The organism is Rubrimonas sp. (assembly GCF_036788415.1).
Lineage (GTDB): Bacteria > Pseudomonadota > Alphaproteobacteria > Rhodobacterales > Rhodobacteraceae > Rubrimonas.
This window is the reverse complement of record NZ_DAIQNN010000013.1, coordinates 20,857-36,017: the sequence shown is the minus strand read 5'-3', so window position 1 is coordinate 36,017 and position 15,161 is coordinate 20,857. Positions and strand designations below refer to the sequence as shown.

17 protein-coding genes are annotated in these 15,161 nt (G+C 70.1%); 3 read left to right on the top strand and 14 right to left on the bottom strand.

Annotated elements, in window-relative coordinates; all coding sequences use genetic code 11:
- Nucleotides 1–39 precede the first annotated feature (39 nt).
- The 14 genes from V7Q31_RS05555 to V7Q31_RS05490 all read right to left on the bottom strand — a co-directional run bounded on the left by V7Q31_RS05555 (nt 40) and on the right by V7Q31_RS05490 (nt 12,381).
- Nucleotides 40–951, bottom strand: a complete 912-nt coding sequence (locus V7Q31_RS05555) for an AAA family ATPase (RefSeq protein ID WP_333832692.1) — start codon at nt 949–951, stop codon at nt 40–42.
- Nucleotides 948–2,276: a HAMP domain-containing protein gene (locus V7Q31_RS05550; RefSeq protein ID WP_333832691.1), complete on the bottom strand. Its 1,329-nt coding sequence runs from the start codon at nt 2,274–2,276 to the stop codon at nt 948–950. The genes V7Q31_RS05555 and V7Q31_RS05550 overlap by 4 nt, the downstream gene beginning before the upstream one ends.
- Nucleotides 2,277–2,362: 86 nt before the next feature.
- A complete protein-coding gene (dhaK, locus tag V7Q31_RS05545; protein WP_333832690.1) occupies nt 2,363–3,352 on the bottom strand; it encodes a dihydroxyacetone kinase subunit DhaK in 990 nt (329 codons plus the stop codon).
- Entirely contained in the window at nt 3,349–3,807 is a 459-nt protein-coding gene (locus tag V7Q31_RS05540) for a hypothetical protein (RefSeq protein ID WP_333832689.1), read from the bottom strand. The genes dhaK and V7Q31_RS05540 overlap by 4 nt, the downstream gene beginning before the upstream one ends.
- Nucleotides 3,804–5,408 carry a putative PEP-binding protein gene (locus V7Q31_RS05535; protein ID WP_333832688.1) on the bottom strand — a complete coding sequence of 535 codons (1,605 nt, stop codon included), beginning with the start codon at nt 5,406–5,408 and terminating at the stop codon, nt 3,804–3,806. The genes V7Q31_RS05540 and V7Q31_RS05535 overlap by 4 nt, the downstream gene beginning before the upstream one ends.
- Nucleotides 5,392–5,706, bottom strand: coding sequence for an HPr family phosphocarrier protein (locus V7Q31_RS05530; protein WP_333832687.1), 315 nt, complete (start codon nt 5,704–5,706; stop codon nt 5,392–5,394). The genes V7Q31_RS05535 and V7Q31_RS05530 overlap by 17 nt, the downstream gene beginning before the upstream one ends.
- On the bottom strand, nt 5,703–6,104 hold the full coding sequence (gene dhaM / locus V7Q31_RS05525; protein WP_333832686.1) for a dihydroxyacetone kinase phosphoryl donor subunit DhaM: 402 nt from the start codon (nt 6,102–6,104) through the stop codon (nt 5,703–5,705). Before dhaM ends, V7Q31_RS05530 begins: the two co-directional genes overlap by 4 nt.
- A complete protein-coding gene (dhaL, locus tag V7Q31_RS05520) occupies nt 6,101–6,730 on the bottom strand; it encodes a dihydroxyacetone kinase subunit DhaL (protein WP_333832685.1) in 630 nt (209 codons plus the stop codon). Before dhaL ends, dhaM begins: the two co-directional genes overlap by 4 nt.
- Complete coding sequence (locus V7Q31_RS05515) at nt 6,727–7,758, bottom strand: ABC transporter ATP-binding protein (protein ID WP_333832684.1); 1,032 nt, start codon at nt 7,756–7,758, stop codon at nt 6,727–6,729. Before V7Q31_RS05515 ends, dhaL begins: the two co-directional genes overlap by 4 nt.
- The gene (locus V7Q31_RS05510) at nt 7,751–8,866 is read right to left on the bottom strand and encodes an ABC transporter ATP-binding protein (RefSeq protein ID WP_333832683.1); all 1,116 of its coding nucleotides are present in this window, start codon (nt 8,864–8,866) and stop codon (nt 7,751–7,753) included. Before V7Q31_RS05510 ends, V7Q31_RS05515 begins: the two co-directional genes overlap by 8 nt.
- 3 nt (nt 8,867–8,869) lie before the next feature.
- On the bottom strand, nt 8,870–9,058 hold the full coding sequence (locus V7Q31_RS05505) for a hypothetical protein (RefSeq protein WP_333832682.1): 189 nt from the start codon (nt 9,056–9,058) through the stop codon (nt 8,870–8,872).
- A gap of 39 nt (nt 9,059–9,097) precedes the next feature.
- Nucleotides 9,098–10,039, bottom strand: a complete 942-nt coding sequence (locus V7Q31_RS05500) for a carbohydrate ABC transporter permease (RefSeq protein ID WP_333832681.1) — start codon at nt 10,037–10,039, stop codon at nt 9,098–9,100.
- Entirely contained in the window at nt 10,036–10,998 is a 963-nt protein-coding gene (locus tag V7Q31_RS05495) for a carbohydrate ABC transporter permease (RefSeq protein ID WP_333832680.1), read from the bottom strand. The genes V7Q31_RS05500 and V7Q31_RS05495 overlap by 4 nt, the downstream gene beginning before the upstream one ends.
- Nucleotides 10,999–11,061: 63 nt before the next feature.
- Nucleotides 11,062–12,381 carry an extracellular solute-binding protein gene (locus V7Q31_RS05490; protein ID WP_333832679.1) on the bottom strand — a complete coding sequence of 440 codons (1,320 nt, stop codon included), beginning with the start codon at nt 12,379–12,381 and terminating at the stop codon, nt 11,062–11,064.
- Nucleotides 12,382–12,657: 276 nt separating this feature from the next.
- Here V7Q31_RS05490 and coaD point away from each other — a divergent pair, with 276 nt between their 5' ends.
- From coaD to V7Q31_RS05475, 3 genes are all read left to right on the top strand, one after another.
- Entirely contained in the window at nt 12,658–13,161 is a 504-nt protein-coding gene (coaD, locus tag V7Q31_RS05485) for a pantetheine-phosphate adenylyltransferase (RefSeq protein ID WP_333832678.1), read from the top strand.
- A 71-nt stretch (nt 13,162–13,232) separates the two neighbouring features.
- Nucleotides 13,233–13,823, top strand: a complete 591-nt coding sequence (locus V7Q31_RS05480; protein ID WP_333832677.1) for a peptidylprolyl isomerase — start codon at nt 13,233–13,235, stop codon at nt 13,821–13,823.
- Between the two features lie 126 nt (nt 13,824–13,949).
- Entirely contained in the window at nt 13,950–15,158 is a 1,209-nt protein-coding gene (locus V7Q31_RS05475) for a sulfite oxidase (protein WP_333832676.1), read from the top strand.
- Nucleotides 15,159–15,161 lie beyond the last annotated feature (3 nt).

Sequence of the window (15,161 nt, the reverse complement as noted above, 5' to 3'; positions counted from 1 at the left end):
CCTGCGTCTTTCAGGTCGATCTCCGCTCCAACCTTCGCCTCAGGCCGGGATCGCCTCGCGCGCCGCGTCGAGGATGCGCTTGGCCTCCGAGCCTTGGAACTGGGCGATGTCGTCCTGATACTTCAGCAGCGCGCCGAGCGTGTCGCTGACCGTCTGGGGATCGAGCGCCATCACGTCCAGCGCGACGAGGCATTTCGCCCAGTCGATGGTCTCGGCGACGCCGGGCTTCTTGAACAGATCCTCGGCGCGCAGCCGCTGCACGAAGGCGACCACTTCGCGCGACAGCGTCTCCGTCGCCTCGGGCGCGCGGGTGCGCAGGATTTCGAGTTCGCGCGCCATCGAGGGGTAGTCGACCCAGTGATAGAGGCAGCGCCGCTTCAGCGCATCGTGCACTTCGCGGGTGCGGTTCGAGGTCAGGATCACGATGGGGGGCGTCTCGGCGCGCACCGGGCCGAGTTCGGGGATCGTCACCTGAAAATCGCTCAGCGCTTCCAGCAGGAACGCCTCAAAGGGCTCGTCGGTGCGGTCGATCTCATCGATCAGCAGGACGGGCGCGCCTTCGGGATGCGGGGCCATCGCCTCCAGCAGCGGGCGCCGGGTCAGGAAGCGCTCGGAGAACAGCTCCGCCGCCAGCGCCTTGCGGTCGCGCGCGCCCTCTGCTTCGGCGAGCCGGATCTCCAACATCTGCGCCGCGAAGTTCCATTCGTAGACCGCCGAGGCCGCGTCGAGCCCCTCATAGCATTGCAGCCGGATCAGTTTGCGCCCGAGGCTCTGCGCCAGCGCCTTGGCGATCTCGGTCTTGCCGACGCCGGCCTCGCCTTCCAGAAAAAGCGGCCGCCCCAGCTTGAGCGACAGGAAAGTCACGGTGGCGAGCTCGCGCCCGCAGACATAGCCGGCTCCTGCCAGCAGCGTCTGGGCGTCGTCGATCGAGGCGGGAAGCGGAACGGTCATGCGGAAGGCTCCTGTCTGGCGCGCGCCAGTTGCGCCCCCGGAGACGGGGAAATCAACCCCGATCCCCCCTCCCCGGCCAGGCCCTGAGCCGAGGGCGCGCCCGTGGTCTGGAGTCGCCCGACCAGCGCGGCCCCGCTCTCGATCACGCCGTTCAGGCGCTCCTCCAGCCGCGCCATCTCGGCCAGCGCGTCGCGGAACTGCTCGGCCTCCTCGCCGAGTCGGGCGAGATCCTCGAACAGCGCGGCGTTGGTCGCGATCTGGCTGCGGGCATGGCCGATCACGGCCCCGAGCTTGTCGAGCGTGTCAGACAGCGCCGGGCCGACGCCGTCGGTCTGCGCGCGTTCGCGCAGCGCGGCGATGGAGGCGGCCATCGCCTCGAACCATTCCGGCGACAGCATCGGCTCGCGCCGCGCGGCCAGCATCGCCCGCCGCTCGACTTCGCGCATCGAGGCGGTGAAGCCCGCGATCCGCCCGCGCAGGTCGGACTGGATGCGCATGATGTCGTCGTTCACCCCCACGACCCGCCGCAGCACGGCGTCGAGCTCGGCGACGATCCGCGCCAGCCGGTCGAGAAACAGGTTGAGATCGCGGGCCAGCGCGCCGAACTCGTCCTCGCTCGTCACCTCGACGCGGCGGTCGAGCCCCCCGAAGGCCCGGCTCAGCCCGCTGACGGCGCCGCGCAACGCCATCAGCGGCGCCATCCGCGCCTTGAGCAGCAGAAACAGCAGCACCGAATGAAGCACGGTCTTGCCGAGCGCGAGCGCGCCGGTGAGCTGCAGGCCTTTCCACCATTCCTCCAGCTCGCGCCCGAGATAACTGCGCACCGTCACCACGCCGAGCACCTCGCCGATCTCGGCCTTGACGTGGCAGTCCTGACAGAACGCCTCGGCGCGCAACTCGACGCTGGCTTCGTTGTGGCGGCCTTCGGGCCAGAGCGGGGCCGGCATGCCGCGCGGGGCGAAGCCGAAAGTCGTCTCGATCGAGGCGACCGTCACCTCGCTCGGCGCGATCTCGACCAGATGGCCGCGCGCGTCGAGATTCTCCTGCAGGATCGGATACAGGGTGCGAGCCGCCACCGGCCCGCCTTCGTTGAGCATGATCTGGCGGACGTTGTCGGCGACTTCCTCGGCAACGCCGCGGGTCCGCGCCGGACCGTCGCGCTCGAAGCTCCATACCACGAGCCCGGCCTTGAGCGCGAACTCGAGCAGGCTCACCAGCACGAGGATCAGGAAGAAATCTCGGATCATGGTGACGAGGAAGGAGCGGTCGAAACCGCCCAGCGGCTCGCGGCTCATGTCCCGCGCGATGTCGCCAGCCGGCCGCATGAACGCCCCTCCCCGCATCGTTCCATGCGGGAACATATCCCGCGACGCGCGCGGTGCGAGCGGGAAACGCGCCTCGGATCTCCCCGTCAGGGTCCTTTGCGCAGCGCCGCCGTGTGGACCAGCGCGTCCCACAGCGTCGTCGTCTCGGCGTCGAGCTTCGTGAGCGTGAACGAACAGCCCTGCATCTCCAGCGACGTGCAGAAATTGCCGACGAGGGTCCGCGCGACCTCGATCCCCAGCGCCGCGCAGCGCCGCCGCGCAGCATCCAGCATCAGGTAGAGCTCCATCAGCGGCGTGCCGCCCATGCCGTTGACCAGCAGCAGCGCGGGCGCGCCCTTCGCCGGTTTGATCTCCTCGACGATGGCGCCGAGCATGTCGGCCACCAGCGCGTCGGCGGCGCGCAGCGCCTCGCGGCGGCGGCCCGGCTCGCCATGGATGCCGACGCCCATCTCGATCTCGCCCTCGCCGAGCGTGAAGGTCGGCGTTCCGGCGGCGGGCACGGTGCACGAGGTCAGGGCGAGGCCCATCGTGCCCGAGGCGGCGGCTATGCGGTCGCCGAGCGCCTTGCAGGCCGCCAGATCGTCGCCGCGCTCCGCCGCAGCCCCGACGATCTTCTCGACGATCACCGTCGCGGCGACCCCGCGCCGACCCTGCGAGTGGAGCGAGCTTTCGACGGCGACGTCGTCATTGGTCAGCACCGTCGCGCTCTCGCCCGCGAACATCTCGGCGGCCATTTCGAAGTTCATCACGTCGCCGGCGTAGTTCTTCACGATCCAGAGCACGCCGGCGCCGCCGTCAACCGCTTCGGCGGCGGCGAGCATCTGATCGGGCGTCGGCGAGGTGAAGACCTCGCCGGGGCAGGCGGCGTCGAGCATCCCGACGCCGACGAAGCCCGCATGCATCGGCTCGTGCCCCGAGCCGCCGCCCGAGATCAGCGCGACCTTGCCCTTGCGCGGGGCCTTGCGCGCGACGAATTTCGGGTCGAGCGACAGGCGCACGATGTCGTCATGCGCGGCGGCGAAGCCGCGCAGCGCCTCGGTCAGCACGTCGTCGGTCGCGTTGATCAGCTTCTTCATCGGTTCTCCCCCTTGCGGTCGGCCAGGTCGGGCCGGTCGGCGCGCAGCGCGAGCCGGATGGCGCGGCGCGCGAAATCGCGGATGAGCGTCTCGACTTCCGCGCGCGTGCCGGGGTCGCGGAATTCGGGCATCGGGATGCGCAGCGCGTCGCGCTCATGGGCGGCCAGCTCATCCATCGCCGCAGACTGCGCCGGGTGCGCCTGGGCGTAGAGCGCGAGGAACTCGGCCTGCTCCTCCGGCGAGAAGCGGCAGGTGCGGAACAGCGCGGGGATGTGCTGGGCGGGCAGCGGCACGCGCAGCGAAGGGTTGGTGATCTGGGAGACGAAGCTCGGATGCGTGCCGAAAGCCGCGGCGAGCTTGCGCCGCGTGCCCGACGGGCGCTTGGCGACCAGCGCGCGCAGCAGGCGCTTGTAGTCGCCCACCGCGTCGAGCCGGTCGTCGGCGGCGCCGGTCACGGCCGCGCCTGCGATGTCGCGCGCTTGACGGCGCCGACCGAAGCCGGCGCGACCGAGAAGGCGCGCACGCCGCAGCGCAGCAGCGTCTCGGCCAGATCGGGGCGCGAGGCCATGTCGCCGCAGAGCGAGACCTCCACGCCCCGCGCCGCGCCCGCCTGCGCTGTGCGCGCGATCAATTCCAGCACCGCCGGATGCAGCGGGTCGGCCAGCGCCGCGACTTCCGGCGCGTCGCGCGCGGCGGCGCAGACATATTGCGTCAGGTCGTTCGAGCCGATCGAATAGAAGGCGGCGTCGAAATCGGCGGCGGTCAGCGCGGCGGCGGGCGTCTCGACCATGATCCCGAGCGGCGGCTCGGCGCAGGCGGCGCCCTCGGCGCGCAACTCCTCGAGCGCCGCGCGCAGATGGGCGCGGGCGGCCTCGAACTCGTGCGGCGCCGTCACCATCGGGACCATGACCTTGAGCGGCCCGAGCGCAGCCGCCCGCGCCAGCGCGCGCAGCTGGACGCGGAACAGATCGGGCCGCGCGAGCGAGAGGCGCAGGCCGCGCAGCCCGAGGAAGGGATTGGCCTCGCCCGCGAGAGTGACCCCCGGAACCGGCTTGTCGCCGCCCGCATCCAGCGTGCGGATCGTGACGGGCCGGCCTTTCGCCCAGCCGAGCACGCGGGCGTAGGCGCGGAACTGCGTCTCCTCATCGGGCGCGCCGCCCTCGAACAGGAATTCGGTGCGGGTGAGGCCAACGCCGTCGCAGATCGCGGGGTCGAGCGCGTCGAGGAGCCCCGGATCGTCCACGTTGATCAGCACGGCGACGGGCGCGCCGGACGCGTCGGCTCCTGGGCGCCGGGCGAATGCGGCGTCCTCGGCGCGCGCCATGCGGTCGGCTTCCGCCTGCGCCGCGAAGGCCCCGCGGGTCGGCGCGGACGCGCCCAGGGTCAGCCGCCCCGCGCCTGCGTCGAGCAGCGCGTCGCCCGCGACGTCCGCCGGCGGCTCGCCGAGCCCCACCGCCATCGGCACGCCGCGCGCACGGGCGAGGATCGCCACATGGCTGGTCGGCGCGCCGGCGCCGAGCGCCGCGCCGCCGAGCCGCGACCAGTCGAGCGCAAGGAATTGCGACGGCGCGAGGTCGCGGGCGAAGAGGATCGCGCCGTCGGGCAAGGCGCTTTCGCCGCCGCTCTCGCCGCGCAGCGCGCGCAGCACGCGGTCGCGCAGGTCGCGCAGATCCGAGGCGCGGGCGGCCATCGTCTCGTCCGCGGCGGCGGCGTAGTCGGCGATCTCGGCGTCGAGCGCGCGGGCCCATGCGGCGTCGGCGGGCGCGCCTTTGGCGATGGCGGCGAAGGCGGGGGCGGAGAGGTCCTCGTCGGCGGCGAGCATCTCCTGGAATTCGAGGATGTCGGCGGCGAGCGGGTCGAGCGTCGCGCGGAGCGCGGCGATCTCGGCTTCGGCGCACGACAGCGCCGCGCGCAGCGCCGCCGCCTCCGCCGACGGGTCGCCGGCCCTGCGGGCGGGTCCTGAAGCCGCAGGCGCGTCGAGGCGCGCGAGCGGCCCCTGCGCGAAGCCGGGCGCGGCGCAGACGCCCTGAAGCGAGATCTCAGAGGGCGGCGTCATCGAAATCGGCCTCGACCAGCGCCAGCAGCGCCGCCGTCGCCGCCTCGGCGTCCGCGCCGCGCGCCCGCACGCCGAGCGCGCCGCCGCAGGGCGCGCGCAGCTTCATCACGGCGTTGGGCGACTTGGCGTTGACCCATGCGCCGTCGGGCTCGGCGCGCACCTCGACCTCCGCCGCGAAGCGCTTGGCGAGCTTGGTCAGCTTGACGGCGGGGCGCGCGTGCAGCCCGACCGGGTCGCGGATCACGGCGGCGCCGGCGCGCCAGCCGCCCTCGGCCTCGTCGCGCAGATCGGCGGTCATGACTGGAACTCCTCGGCCGTGGCGCGCACGGCCTCGAGATCGGCGCCGCCGGCGGCCTCGGTCGCCGCCATCACCGCGCCTTCGACGATGGGCGCGTTGCAGATGACGACCCGCGCGCCCTTCTCGGCATCCAGCATCTCGATGGCCATTTCGCTGTTGGTCTCGGCGCCGCCGAGATCGACCAGCACCGCCACGCCCGCCGGGCGCCAGACCGCCTCGATCGCGGCGCGGATCGCCGCGACGTCCGTCCCGAGACCGCCGCCCGGATCGCCGCCGACATGGGCGACGGCGACCTCGTCGCCGACCATCTGGCGCACCATGTCGGCCGCGCCCTGCGCCACCAGCGAAGAATGCGAGACGATGACGATGGCGACATGGCCGTCCGAGGCCGCGCTCACGACGCGCCCTCCGCCAGATCGCAGGCGACGTTCGCCAGCACCTGCGCCGACCGCGCGCCCGGGTCGATATGGCCGATCGAGCGCTCGCCCAGAAAGGCCGCCCGCCCCTTGGTCGCGCGCATCTCGCGCGTCGCCTCCAGCCCCTGCGCCACAGCCGCGCGAACCTCTGCCGCGCCGCCCCCCGCCTCCAGCGCCGCCAGAACCGGGGCGAGCGCGTCGAGCATGGTCTTGGCGCCGACATCGGAGCGCCCGCGCGCCTTCACCGCCTCGAAGCCCGCCCGCAGCATGGCCGCCGCTTCCTGCGGGGTGGAGGGCGCAACGGGCGCGGCTTTGCCCATCGCCATCAGCGCCGAGCCGTAGAGCGGCCCCGACGCGCCGCCCACCTTCATCACGAGGATCGTCCCCGCCTTCTGCAGCGCCGCGCCGAAAGGCGCCGCGGCGAGGTCTTCGGCGGCCTCGGCGATGGCGAGGAAGCCGCGGTTCATGTTGAGGCCGTGATCGCCGTCGCCGATCGCCTGATCGAGCGTCGTCAGCTCGAAAGCGGACTCGGAGATCGCCGCCGAGCAGCGCTTCGCCAGCGCCCGGATCAGGGCGGCGTCGGTCGCGGACTGGGTGTCGGACGTCATCGCGAAACTCCTCGCGCGCGGATGCGGCGCCCTTCGGCGTCGAAGAACAGCGGATCGATCGGGCCCACGGTCACCGCGTCGCCGGGGCGGGCGCGGTCATGCGGGTCGGTCAGGCCGACGAGCTCCACCCCGTCCACCGCGAGGTGCAGGCGCGTCTGGTCGCCGAGCCGCTCGACCCGGCGCACCACGCCTTCGGTCGAGACCGGCGCGCCGGGGCCGACATGCAGCGCCTCGGGCCGGATGCCGAGCGTCGCGCAGCCCTCGGGCCAAGCGGCGGGGCCGAAGAGATGCGCCGGCGCGAGGTTGATGCGGGGCTGGCCGAGCCGGGCCGCCACCGTCACGCTGTCAGGGTCCTCGTAGATCTCGCGCGGCGGGCCGAACTGCGCGAGGCGGCCATGGTCGAGCACGCCCACATGGGTCGCCATGGTCATCGCCTCGATCTGGTCGTGGGTGACGTAGAGCATGGTCGCGCCGAGTTCGGCCTGGATGCGCTTGAGTTCGATGCGCAGATCGGCGCGAAGCTTCGCGTCGAGCGAGGAGAGCGGCTCGTCCATGAGATAGACCTGCGGCCGCCGCACGAGCGCCCGCCCGATGGCGACGCGCTGCATCTCGCCGCCCGAAAGCTGCGTCGCCTTGTTGTCGAGCTTGTGGGGGATGCGCAGGAGCTCGGCGATTTCGGTCACGATGCGGTCGATCTCGGCTTGCGGCAGGGCCCGCACCGGCGCGCGCAGCGGGAAGGCGAGGTTCTCGCGCACGGTCATGTGCGGATAGAGCGAGTATTGCTGGAACACCATCGCCACGTCGCGCGCGGCGGGCGGCGCATGAGTCGCGTCGCGCCCGCCGATCAGCACGCGGCCCTGATCGGGGCGTTCGAGGCCCGCGATCAGCCGCAGCGTCGTGGTCTTGCCGGCGCCCGTCGGGCCGAGCAGCACGACGAAGGCACCGTCGGGGGCTACAAGGTCGAGCGACTGAACGGCTGTGACCGAGCCGAAACGCTTCGAAACGCCTTCTAGGCGGATTTCAGCCATGCGCGGCCCTCCGCTGTTCGGCGGGCGCATCGTGCAGCGCGCTGCGCAGCGCGCGGCCGGAGGCGCGGTCGAACAGGCTGAGCGTGCGCGCGTCGAAGGCGAGGCCCACCGTCTCGCCGGGCCGCGCGCGGTTGGCGACGCCGGCGCGCGCCTTGATCTGGCCGAAGCCCGTCTGCAGCGTGACGACCTGCGAGGCGCCGAGATACTCCGCCGCCAGAACTTCGGCGCGCATCGGGCCGTCGTCGCGCAGATGCACATGCTCGGGCCGCACCCCGAGGGCGAGCTCCGGGCCGGGCGCCGCCTCGCGAAGGGCGGGCATCGGGATGCGGGCGCCGCCAATCTCGAGCCAGTCCTGGCCGATCCCCGCGCGCGCCTCGACATGGAGGAAGTTCATCGGCGGCGAGCCGATGAAGTCGGCGACGAACATGGTCGCGGGGCGGTCGTAGATCTCCTGCGGGTCGCCCCATTGCTCGACGACGCCATGATTCATCACGAGGATCTTGTCGCCCATCTGCATCGCTTCGAGCTGGTCGTGGGTGACGTAGACGGTCGTGGCGCCCATCCGGTCGTGCAGCGCGCGCAACTCGTGGGCCATGTGCTCGCGGAATTCGGCGTCGAGCGCGCCGAGCGGCTCGTCCATCAGGAAGGCCAGCGGCTCGCGCACGATGGCGCGGGCGAGGGCCACGCGCTGGCGGTCGCCGCCCGACAGCCCGCCCACGCCCCGGTCGAGAATGCCCTCGATGCCGAGGATGCGCGCGACTTCGGCGATCTTCGCGGCGATGTCGCGCCGCGCCATGCCCTGACTCACGAGCGGATAGGCGATGTTGCGGCGCACCGACATGTGCGGATAGAGCGCGAACATCTGGAAGACGAAGGCGATGTCGCGCGCGCGGGCGGGGAGCATCGTCACGTCGCGCCCGCCGATCAGGATTTCGCCGGAAGTGGGCGTCTCCAGCCCCGCGATCATGCGCAAAGTGGTGGTCTTGCCGCATCCCGAGGGCCCGAGAAGCATGAAGAATTCGCCGTCGTCGATGGTGAAGGTCGAGCCCTGCACGGCGGTGAAGGCGTCGAACTCCTTGCGCAGGTTGCGGATGACGATCTCGGCCATGCGCTATTCCGGGAAATGGCTGACGACGAGAAACATCGCCGTGCCGGTGAGCGTGACCGCGAAGGACCAGCCAAAGGCCCAGAAGGAGAAGGGCTGCATCAGCATGATCACGCCGGCGCCGATCAGCACGGAGGCGACGCTCTCCCACGGGCCGCGGCGGAAGCGGAGCAGGGCGCGGAGGAAGTCAGCCATGGGCGCGGCTCCCCGGATGCGAGGGTGAGCAGACGCCGCTCATTTGCGCACCGCGCCGAAGGTGATCCCCCGCAGCAGGTGCTTGCGCAGCAGGATCGTGAAAACCAGCACCGGCAGCAGGAACAGCGTCGCCCCCGCCGCCACCGCCGGCCAGTCGAGCCCGCCCTCGCCGATGATGGTGGGGATGAAGGGCGGCGCGGTCTGCGCCGTGCCCGAGGTAAGCAGCAGCGCGAAGGCGTATTCGTTCCAGGCGAAGATCAGGCAGAAGATCGCCGTGGAGGCGATGCCGGTCGCGGCCTGCGGCAGCACCACTTTCCGGAACGCCTGGAGGCGCGTGTAGCCGTCGATCAGCGCCGCCTCCTCGTATTCGCGCGGGATCTCGTCGATGAAGCCCTTCAGCAGCCACACGGCGAGGCTGATGTTGACCGCCGTGTAGAGCAGGATCATCCCCAGATGCGTGTCCGACAGCCCCAGCGTGCGGTACATCAGGAAGATCGGGATGGCGACCGCGATGGGCGGCATCATCCGGGTGCTCAGGATGAAGAACAGCAGGTCGTCCTTCAACGGAATGCGGAAGCGGCTGAACCCGTAGGCCGCCAGCGTGCCGAGGAACACGCTCAGGAAGGTCGATCCGAAGCCGATGATCACCGAATTGAGGAACCGCTCGCCGAATTTCGACGGCCCGGCGATGACCATCGAGCGGTCGCGCACGATCTGCTCATACCAGCTCTGCGGCGGCCCGAGGCTCTCCATGTAGTCCGGCGTCTGGCGGGTGCGGGTGGTGAAGAGGTTCACATAGCCTTCGAGCGTCGGCTCGAAGACCACTTTGGGCGGATAGGAGATGCTGTCGGGGGGCGACTTGAACCCGGTCAGGAAAATCCACACCAGCGGCGTCAGCGCGATCGCCGCGTAAAGGATCACCGCCGCGCCGGCGAACAGCTTGGCGCGGCGCGACGGTTCGAGGATCGAAGCCGCGCTCATCGTCCCTTCACCCGGTTGAGCGCCTTGACGTAGATGTTGGCGAGCCCGAACACCGTCACGAACAGGATGATCGCGAAGGCGGAGGAATAGCCCGTCCGCCACTTCTCGAACGCTTCGCGCTTGAGGTTGATCGAGGCGAGTTCGGTGGTGCTGCCGGGGCCGCCGGAGGTCAGCTCCACCACAAGATCGAACATCTTGAAGTTCTCGATGGCGCGGAACAGCACCGCGAGCATCAGGAAGGGCGCGACCATCGGCACGGTGATGGTCCAGAACTGCCGCCATGCGCTCGCGCGGTCGATCTCCGCCGCCTCGTATATGCTCTCGGGGATCGAGCGCAGCCCGGCGAGGCAGATCAGCATCACGAAGGGCGTCCACATCCAGGTGTCGACGATCACGATGGCCCAGGGCGCGAGCGCGACCGAGCCGATCATCTCGAAAGACGAGACCGGCGCGCCGGTGAAGAACGTCACCACGTAATTGAACAACCCGATCTGCGGCTGGTAGAGGAACGTCCAGAAGTTGCCGACCACGGCGGGCGAGAGCATCATCGGCAGGACGATGATCGTCGTCCACAGATCCGCGCCCCTGAACTTGCGGTTGATCAGCCAAGCCAGCGTGAAGCCGATCAGCACTTGCAGCACGATGGTCCACAGCACGAAATGCGCCGTCACCTGCATGTTGTGCCAGATGTCGGGGTCGGTGAGGATGCGCTCGTAATTGCGCGTCCCGACCCATTCGACAGTCTGGTTGAGCCGGTTGGCGCGGTAGTTCGTGAAGCTCAGATACACCGTCCAGATCAGCGGGAAGATGTTGATCGCCAGCAGCAGGGCGATGGTCGGGGCGACGAAGATCCACGCGATGGCGCGGTCCGACAACCCGCGCGCGCGCGTCGCAAGCGCGTCGGGCGTCGCCCGGGCGAGGGCGTCGGCGGCGCGGGCGATGGCGGGGGCGTCGGACATGGCGGGCGAGCCTCGATCGGCGGGGTCGCCTCTCCCCCGGCGCGGGGGGAGAGGCGGATGGCGTCAGAGCTTGCCTTCGTCCTCGAAGACCTCGGTCCAGTCCTCGATCAGTCTGTCGAGCGCTTCCTGCGCCGTGCCGACATCGGCGACGATGTAGTCATGCAACCGCTTCTGCATCGCCAGCAGCAGTTCGGCGTAGGCGGGCTCCTGCCAGAAATCCTGCACCGCCCCCATCGCCTTGAGGAAGTCGGCGGCGAAGGGCTGCGAATTCGGGAAGGACGGGTCGTTCAGCACCGAATTATGCGCCGAATAGCCGCCGAGCGACCACCATTTCGCCTGCACGTCGGGCTGCGCGAACCACTTGATGTAGTCGAGCGCGAGGTCCTGCTTCTGGCTGTAGGCCACCACCGAGATGCCCTGCCCGCCCAGCGTGCTCGCCTCGACGTTCTGGCCGGGATTGACGAAGAAGCCGATCCTTTCGCCGCCGACCTGCTCGTCCTTGTAGAGGCCGGGGAAGAAGGCGAACCAGTTCATCGCCATCGCCACCTGCCCGGATTTGAAGGCGTCGAGGCTCTCCTGCATGTAGGCGTCGGTGTAGCCCGGAGGCGTGCAGCACTTGTAGAGCTCCTTGTAGAACTCCAGCGCCTCGACGGCTTCGGGCGAGTTGACCGCGCCCTGCATCTGGTAGGTGCCCGGCTCGGTCTCGTATTTGAAGCCCCAGGCGTAGAGCGCGCCGGTCGCGCCCATGGTGATGCCCTCGGAGCCGCGCTCGGTGAAGATCGAGGCGCCGTAGCGGGTCTGGCCGTCGATCTCGCGGCCCTGGAAGAACTTCGCGATGTCCATCAGCTCGCGCTGGGTGGTCGGCGGGGCGAGCTCGCGGCCGTATTCGGCCTGGAACGCCTCGCGCAGCTCCGGGCGCGAGAACCAGTCGCGGCGGTAGAACCAGGCGTTGGCGTCGCCCATCGCCGGCAGCGCCCAGTAGTTCGGCGTGCCCTTGGGCCAGGTCGAGTAGGCGTAGACGGTCGCCGGGGCGAAATCGTCCATGCTGATGCCTTCGCGCTCGAAGAAGTCGTTGAGCTTGACGTAATGCCCGTTCTCGGCGCCGCCGCCGATCCACTGGCTGTCGCCGATCAGCAGGTCGCAGAGCTGGCCGCGCGAGTTCAGCTCGTTGAGCATGCGGTCGGCGAAGTTCGGCCACGGCACGAACTCGAACCGCATCTGCACGCCGGTCTGCGCGGTGAAGTCCTTGCTGAGCTCGACCAGCGCGTTGGCGGGGTCCCAGGCGGCCCAGCACAGCGTCAGCGAGCGGTCTTGCGCGGCGGCGCCTGTTGCTCCGGCTGCGATCAGCGCGGATGCGGCGACGCACGCATTGAGAATGCGCATCGTTCTTCCTCCCCTGTGCGGCCGCCCTTGACATGCGCTTGCTGCGCCGGGTCTTCGCCGATCGACGGGACGGCGGCCGAATCGCGGCCCTGCCGATAGAGTAAAGCTAAACTCTGGCGCTAAACTTCCGTCAAGCGCGAAGTGCCGGCCCGGGCGTTGGATCGCCGCGCGCCGCCCGTCGCGCGACGCCCTGGCGCTTGACCTTGGGTGGCGCGCTCTGTTGCATGCGCGAAACCGGCCCTGCGCGCAGGATCGGGCGGAAAGCGGGGGAGCATAATGCGCATCGGCCTCTATCCCGGCACGTTCGACCCGGTCACGCTGGGCCACACCGACATCATCCGCCGCGCGCTGCGGCTGGTGGACACGCTGGTGATCGGCGTCGCCATAAACCGCGACAAGGGTCCGTTGTTCACGCTGGACGAGCGCGTCGAGATGCTCGAGGCCGAACTGGCGCCAATCCGCGAGGCCGCCCCGGGCGGCGCGATCGAAGTGCGCCCTTTCGAGAACCTGCTGATGCATTTCGCCGAGGATGTCGGCGCGACGGTCATCATCCGCGGCCTGCGCGCCGTCGCGGATTTCGAGTACGAGTTCCAGATGGTCGGCATGAACCGCGCGCTGAACGCCGAGATCGAGACCGTGTTCCTGATGGCCGAGGCGAGCCGGCAAGCCATCGCCTCCAAACTCGTCAAGGAGATCGCGCGCCTCGGCGGCGACGTCTCCAGCTTCGTCGCCCCACAGATCGAGCGGAGGCTGGTCGAGAAGTTCGGCCGCCATGACTGACGCGCCCTCCGGTTGACCTCTGCGCGCCGGGCTGCGAAACCGGCGCGTCGCTTCAATCAGGGAGACGCTTCATGCTGACGCGCCGCACCGCGGTTCTCATCGCCGCGCTCCTGCCCTTTCTCAGCCAGGAGGCCGCCGCCGTGGACATCAAGGATCCCGAGAACACCCTGCTGCTCGAACTCAAGAGCGGCGTCGTGACCATCGAATTGCTGCCGGACGTGGCCCCGAAGCATGTCGAGCGGATCAAGACGCTCGCGCGCGAGGGCGCCTATGACGGCGTCGCCTTCCACCGCGTGATCCCCGGCTTCATGGCGCAGACCGGCGACGTGGAGCACGGCAACACCAAGACGGGCTACAACGCCCGGCGCGCGGGCACTGGCGGCTCGAAATACGGCGATCTTCCGGCGGAGTTCTCGAAAGTGCCGTTCGAGCGCGGCACGGTCGGCATGGCGCGGTCGCAGAACCCCAACAGCGCCAACAGCCAGTTCTTCATAATGTTCGAGGAAGGGTCGTTCCTGAACGGCCAGTACACCGTCTTCGGGCAGGTGATCGACGGCATGCAGCATGTCGACAACATCAAGATGGGCTCGCGCGCCAACAACGGCGCCGTCGAGGGCGATCCCGACGCGATCCTCTCGCTTAAGGTCGCCGCCGACCAATGACCGGCCGCCGCTGAGCGCTCCGCACCCCGCCTCCGACGAAACCGGAAGCGGGGTGCGGCATTTTGCGCTTGCCGTTGCGGGATTTCGCGCCAAACTTGGGTGAAACAAAAACCAAGGGAGGATGCGATGTCTCTGGATCACCTCGACTTCGACGCTTACTCGCCGTCGCGGCGACGGTTCCTGCAAGGCGCGAGCCTCGGCGCGCTCGCCGCGGCGACCGGCGCGCTCAGCCTGCCGCATGTGGCGCGCGCCTCGTCGGACCTGCTCGCCGGCAAGGACGGTCTCACCTTGCTCGGCGACCGTCCGCTCAACGCCGAAACTCCGGCGCATCTGCTCGACGACGCGATCACGCCCACGGCGCGGCACTTCATCCGAAACAACGGCGCCACGCCGGAGAATCGCGACGCCGAGACGTGGACGCTGACCATCGACGGCGAAGTGGAGACGCCGCTCACGCTCTCCATCGCCGACCTCAGGAGCCGCTTCGAAATCGTCACGCGCGCGCTGGTGATCGAGTGCGGCGGCAACGGCCGCGCCTATTTCGACCCGCCCGCCTCCGGCAACCAGTGGACGGTCGGCGCGGTCGGCTGCTCGAACTGGACCGGCGTGCGCCTGCGCGACGTGCTGATGGCGGCGGGCGTGAAGCCGTCTGCGGTCTACACCGGCCATTTCGGCTCGGACACGCATCTCTCCGGCGATCCCTCGAAGGACACGATCTCGCGCGGCGTGCCGATCGAGAAGGCGCTGCACGAGGACAACCTGATCGCCTTCGCGATGAACGGCGAGGATCTGCACCCCGAGAACGGCGCGCCGCTGCGCCTCGTGATCCCCGGCTGGCCGGGCTCGGTCTCGCACAAATGGGTCACGCGGATCTGGGTGCGCGATCAGGTGCATGACGGCGAAAAGATGGGCGGCTCGTCCTATCGCCTGCCCAACCGCCCCGTCGCGCCGGGCGAGGAGGTCGCGCGCGAGGACTTCGTCATCATGGAGCGGATGCCGGTCAAGTCGGTCGTCACCCATCCGATGGACGGGGCCGAGACGGGCCGCGAGATCGAAGTGCGCGGGCATGCGTGGTCCGGCGACCGCTGGGTCAAGCGGGTCGACATCTCGACCGATTTCGGTGCGACCTGGACGATGGCCGAACTCGACGCGCCGGTGAACTCGGGCGCCTGGCAGAACTGGCGGGCGCGGATCGTGCTCCCAGTGGCGGGCTATTACGAGGTCTGGGCGCGCGCGACCGACAGCGCCGGCGACATGCAGCCCTTCGCCGTCGCCTGGAACCCTCGCGGCTACGGCAACAACATGATGCATCGCGTGGCGCTGCGCGCCGCCTGACGC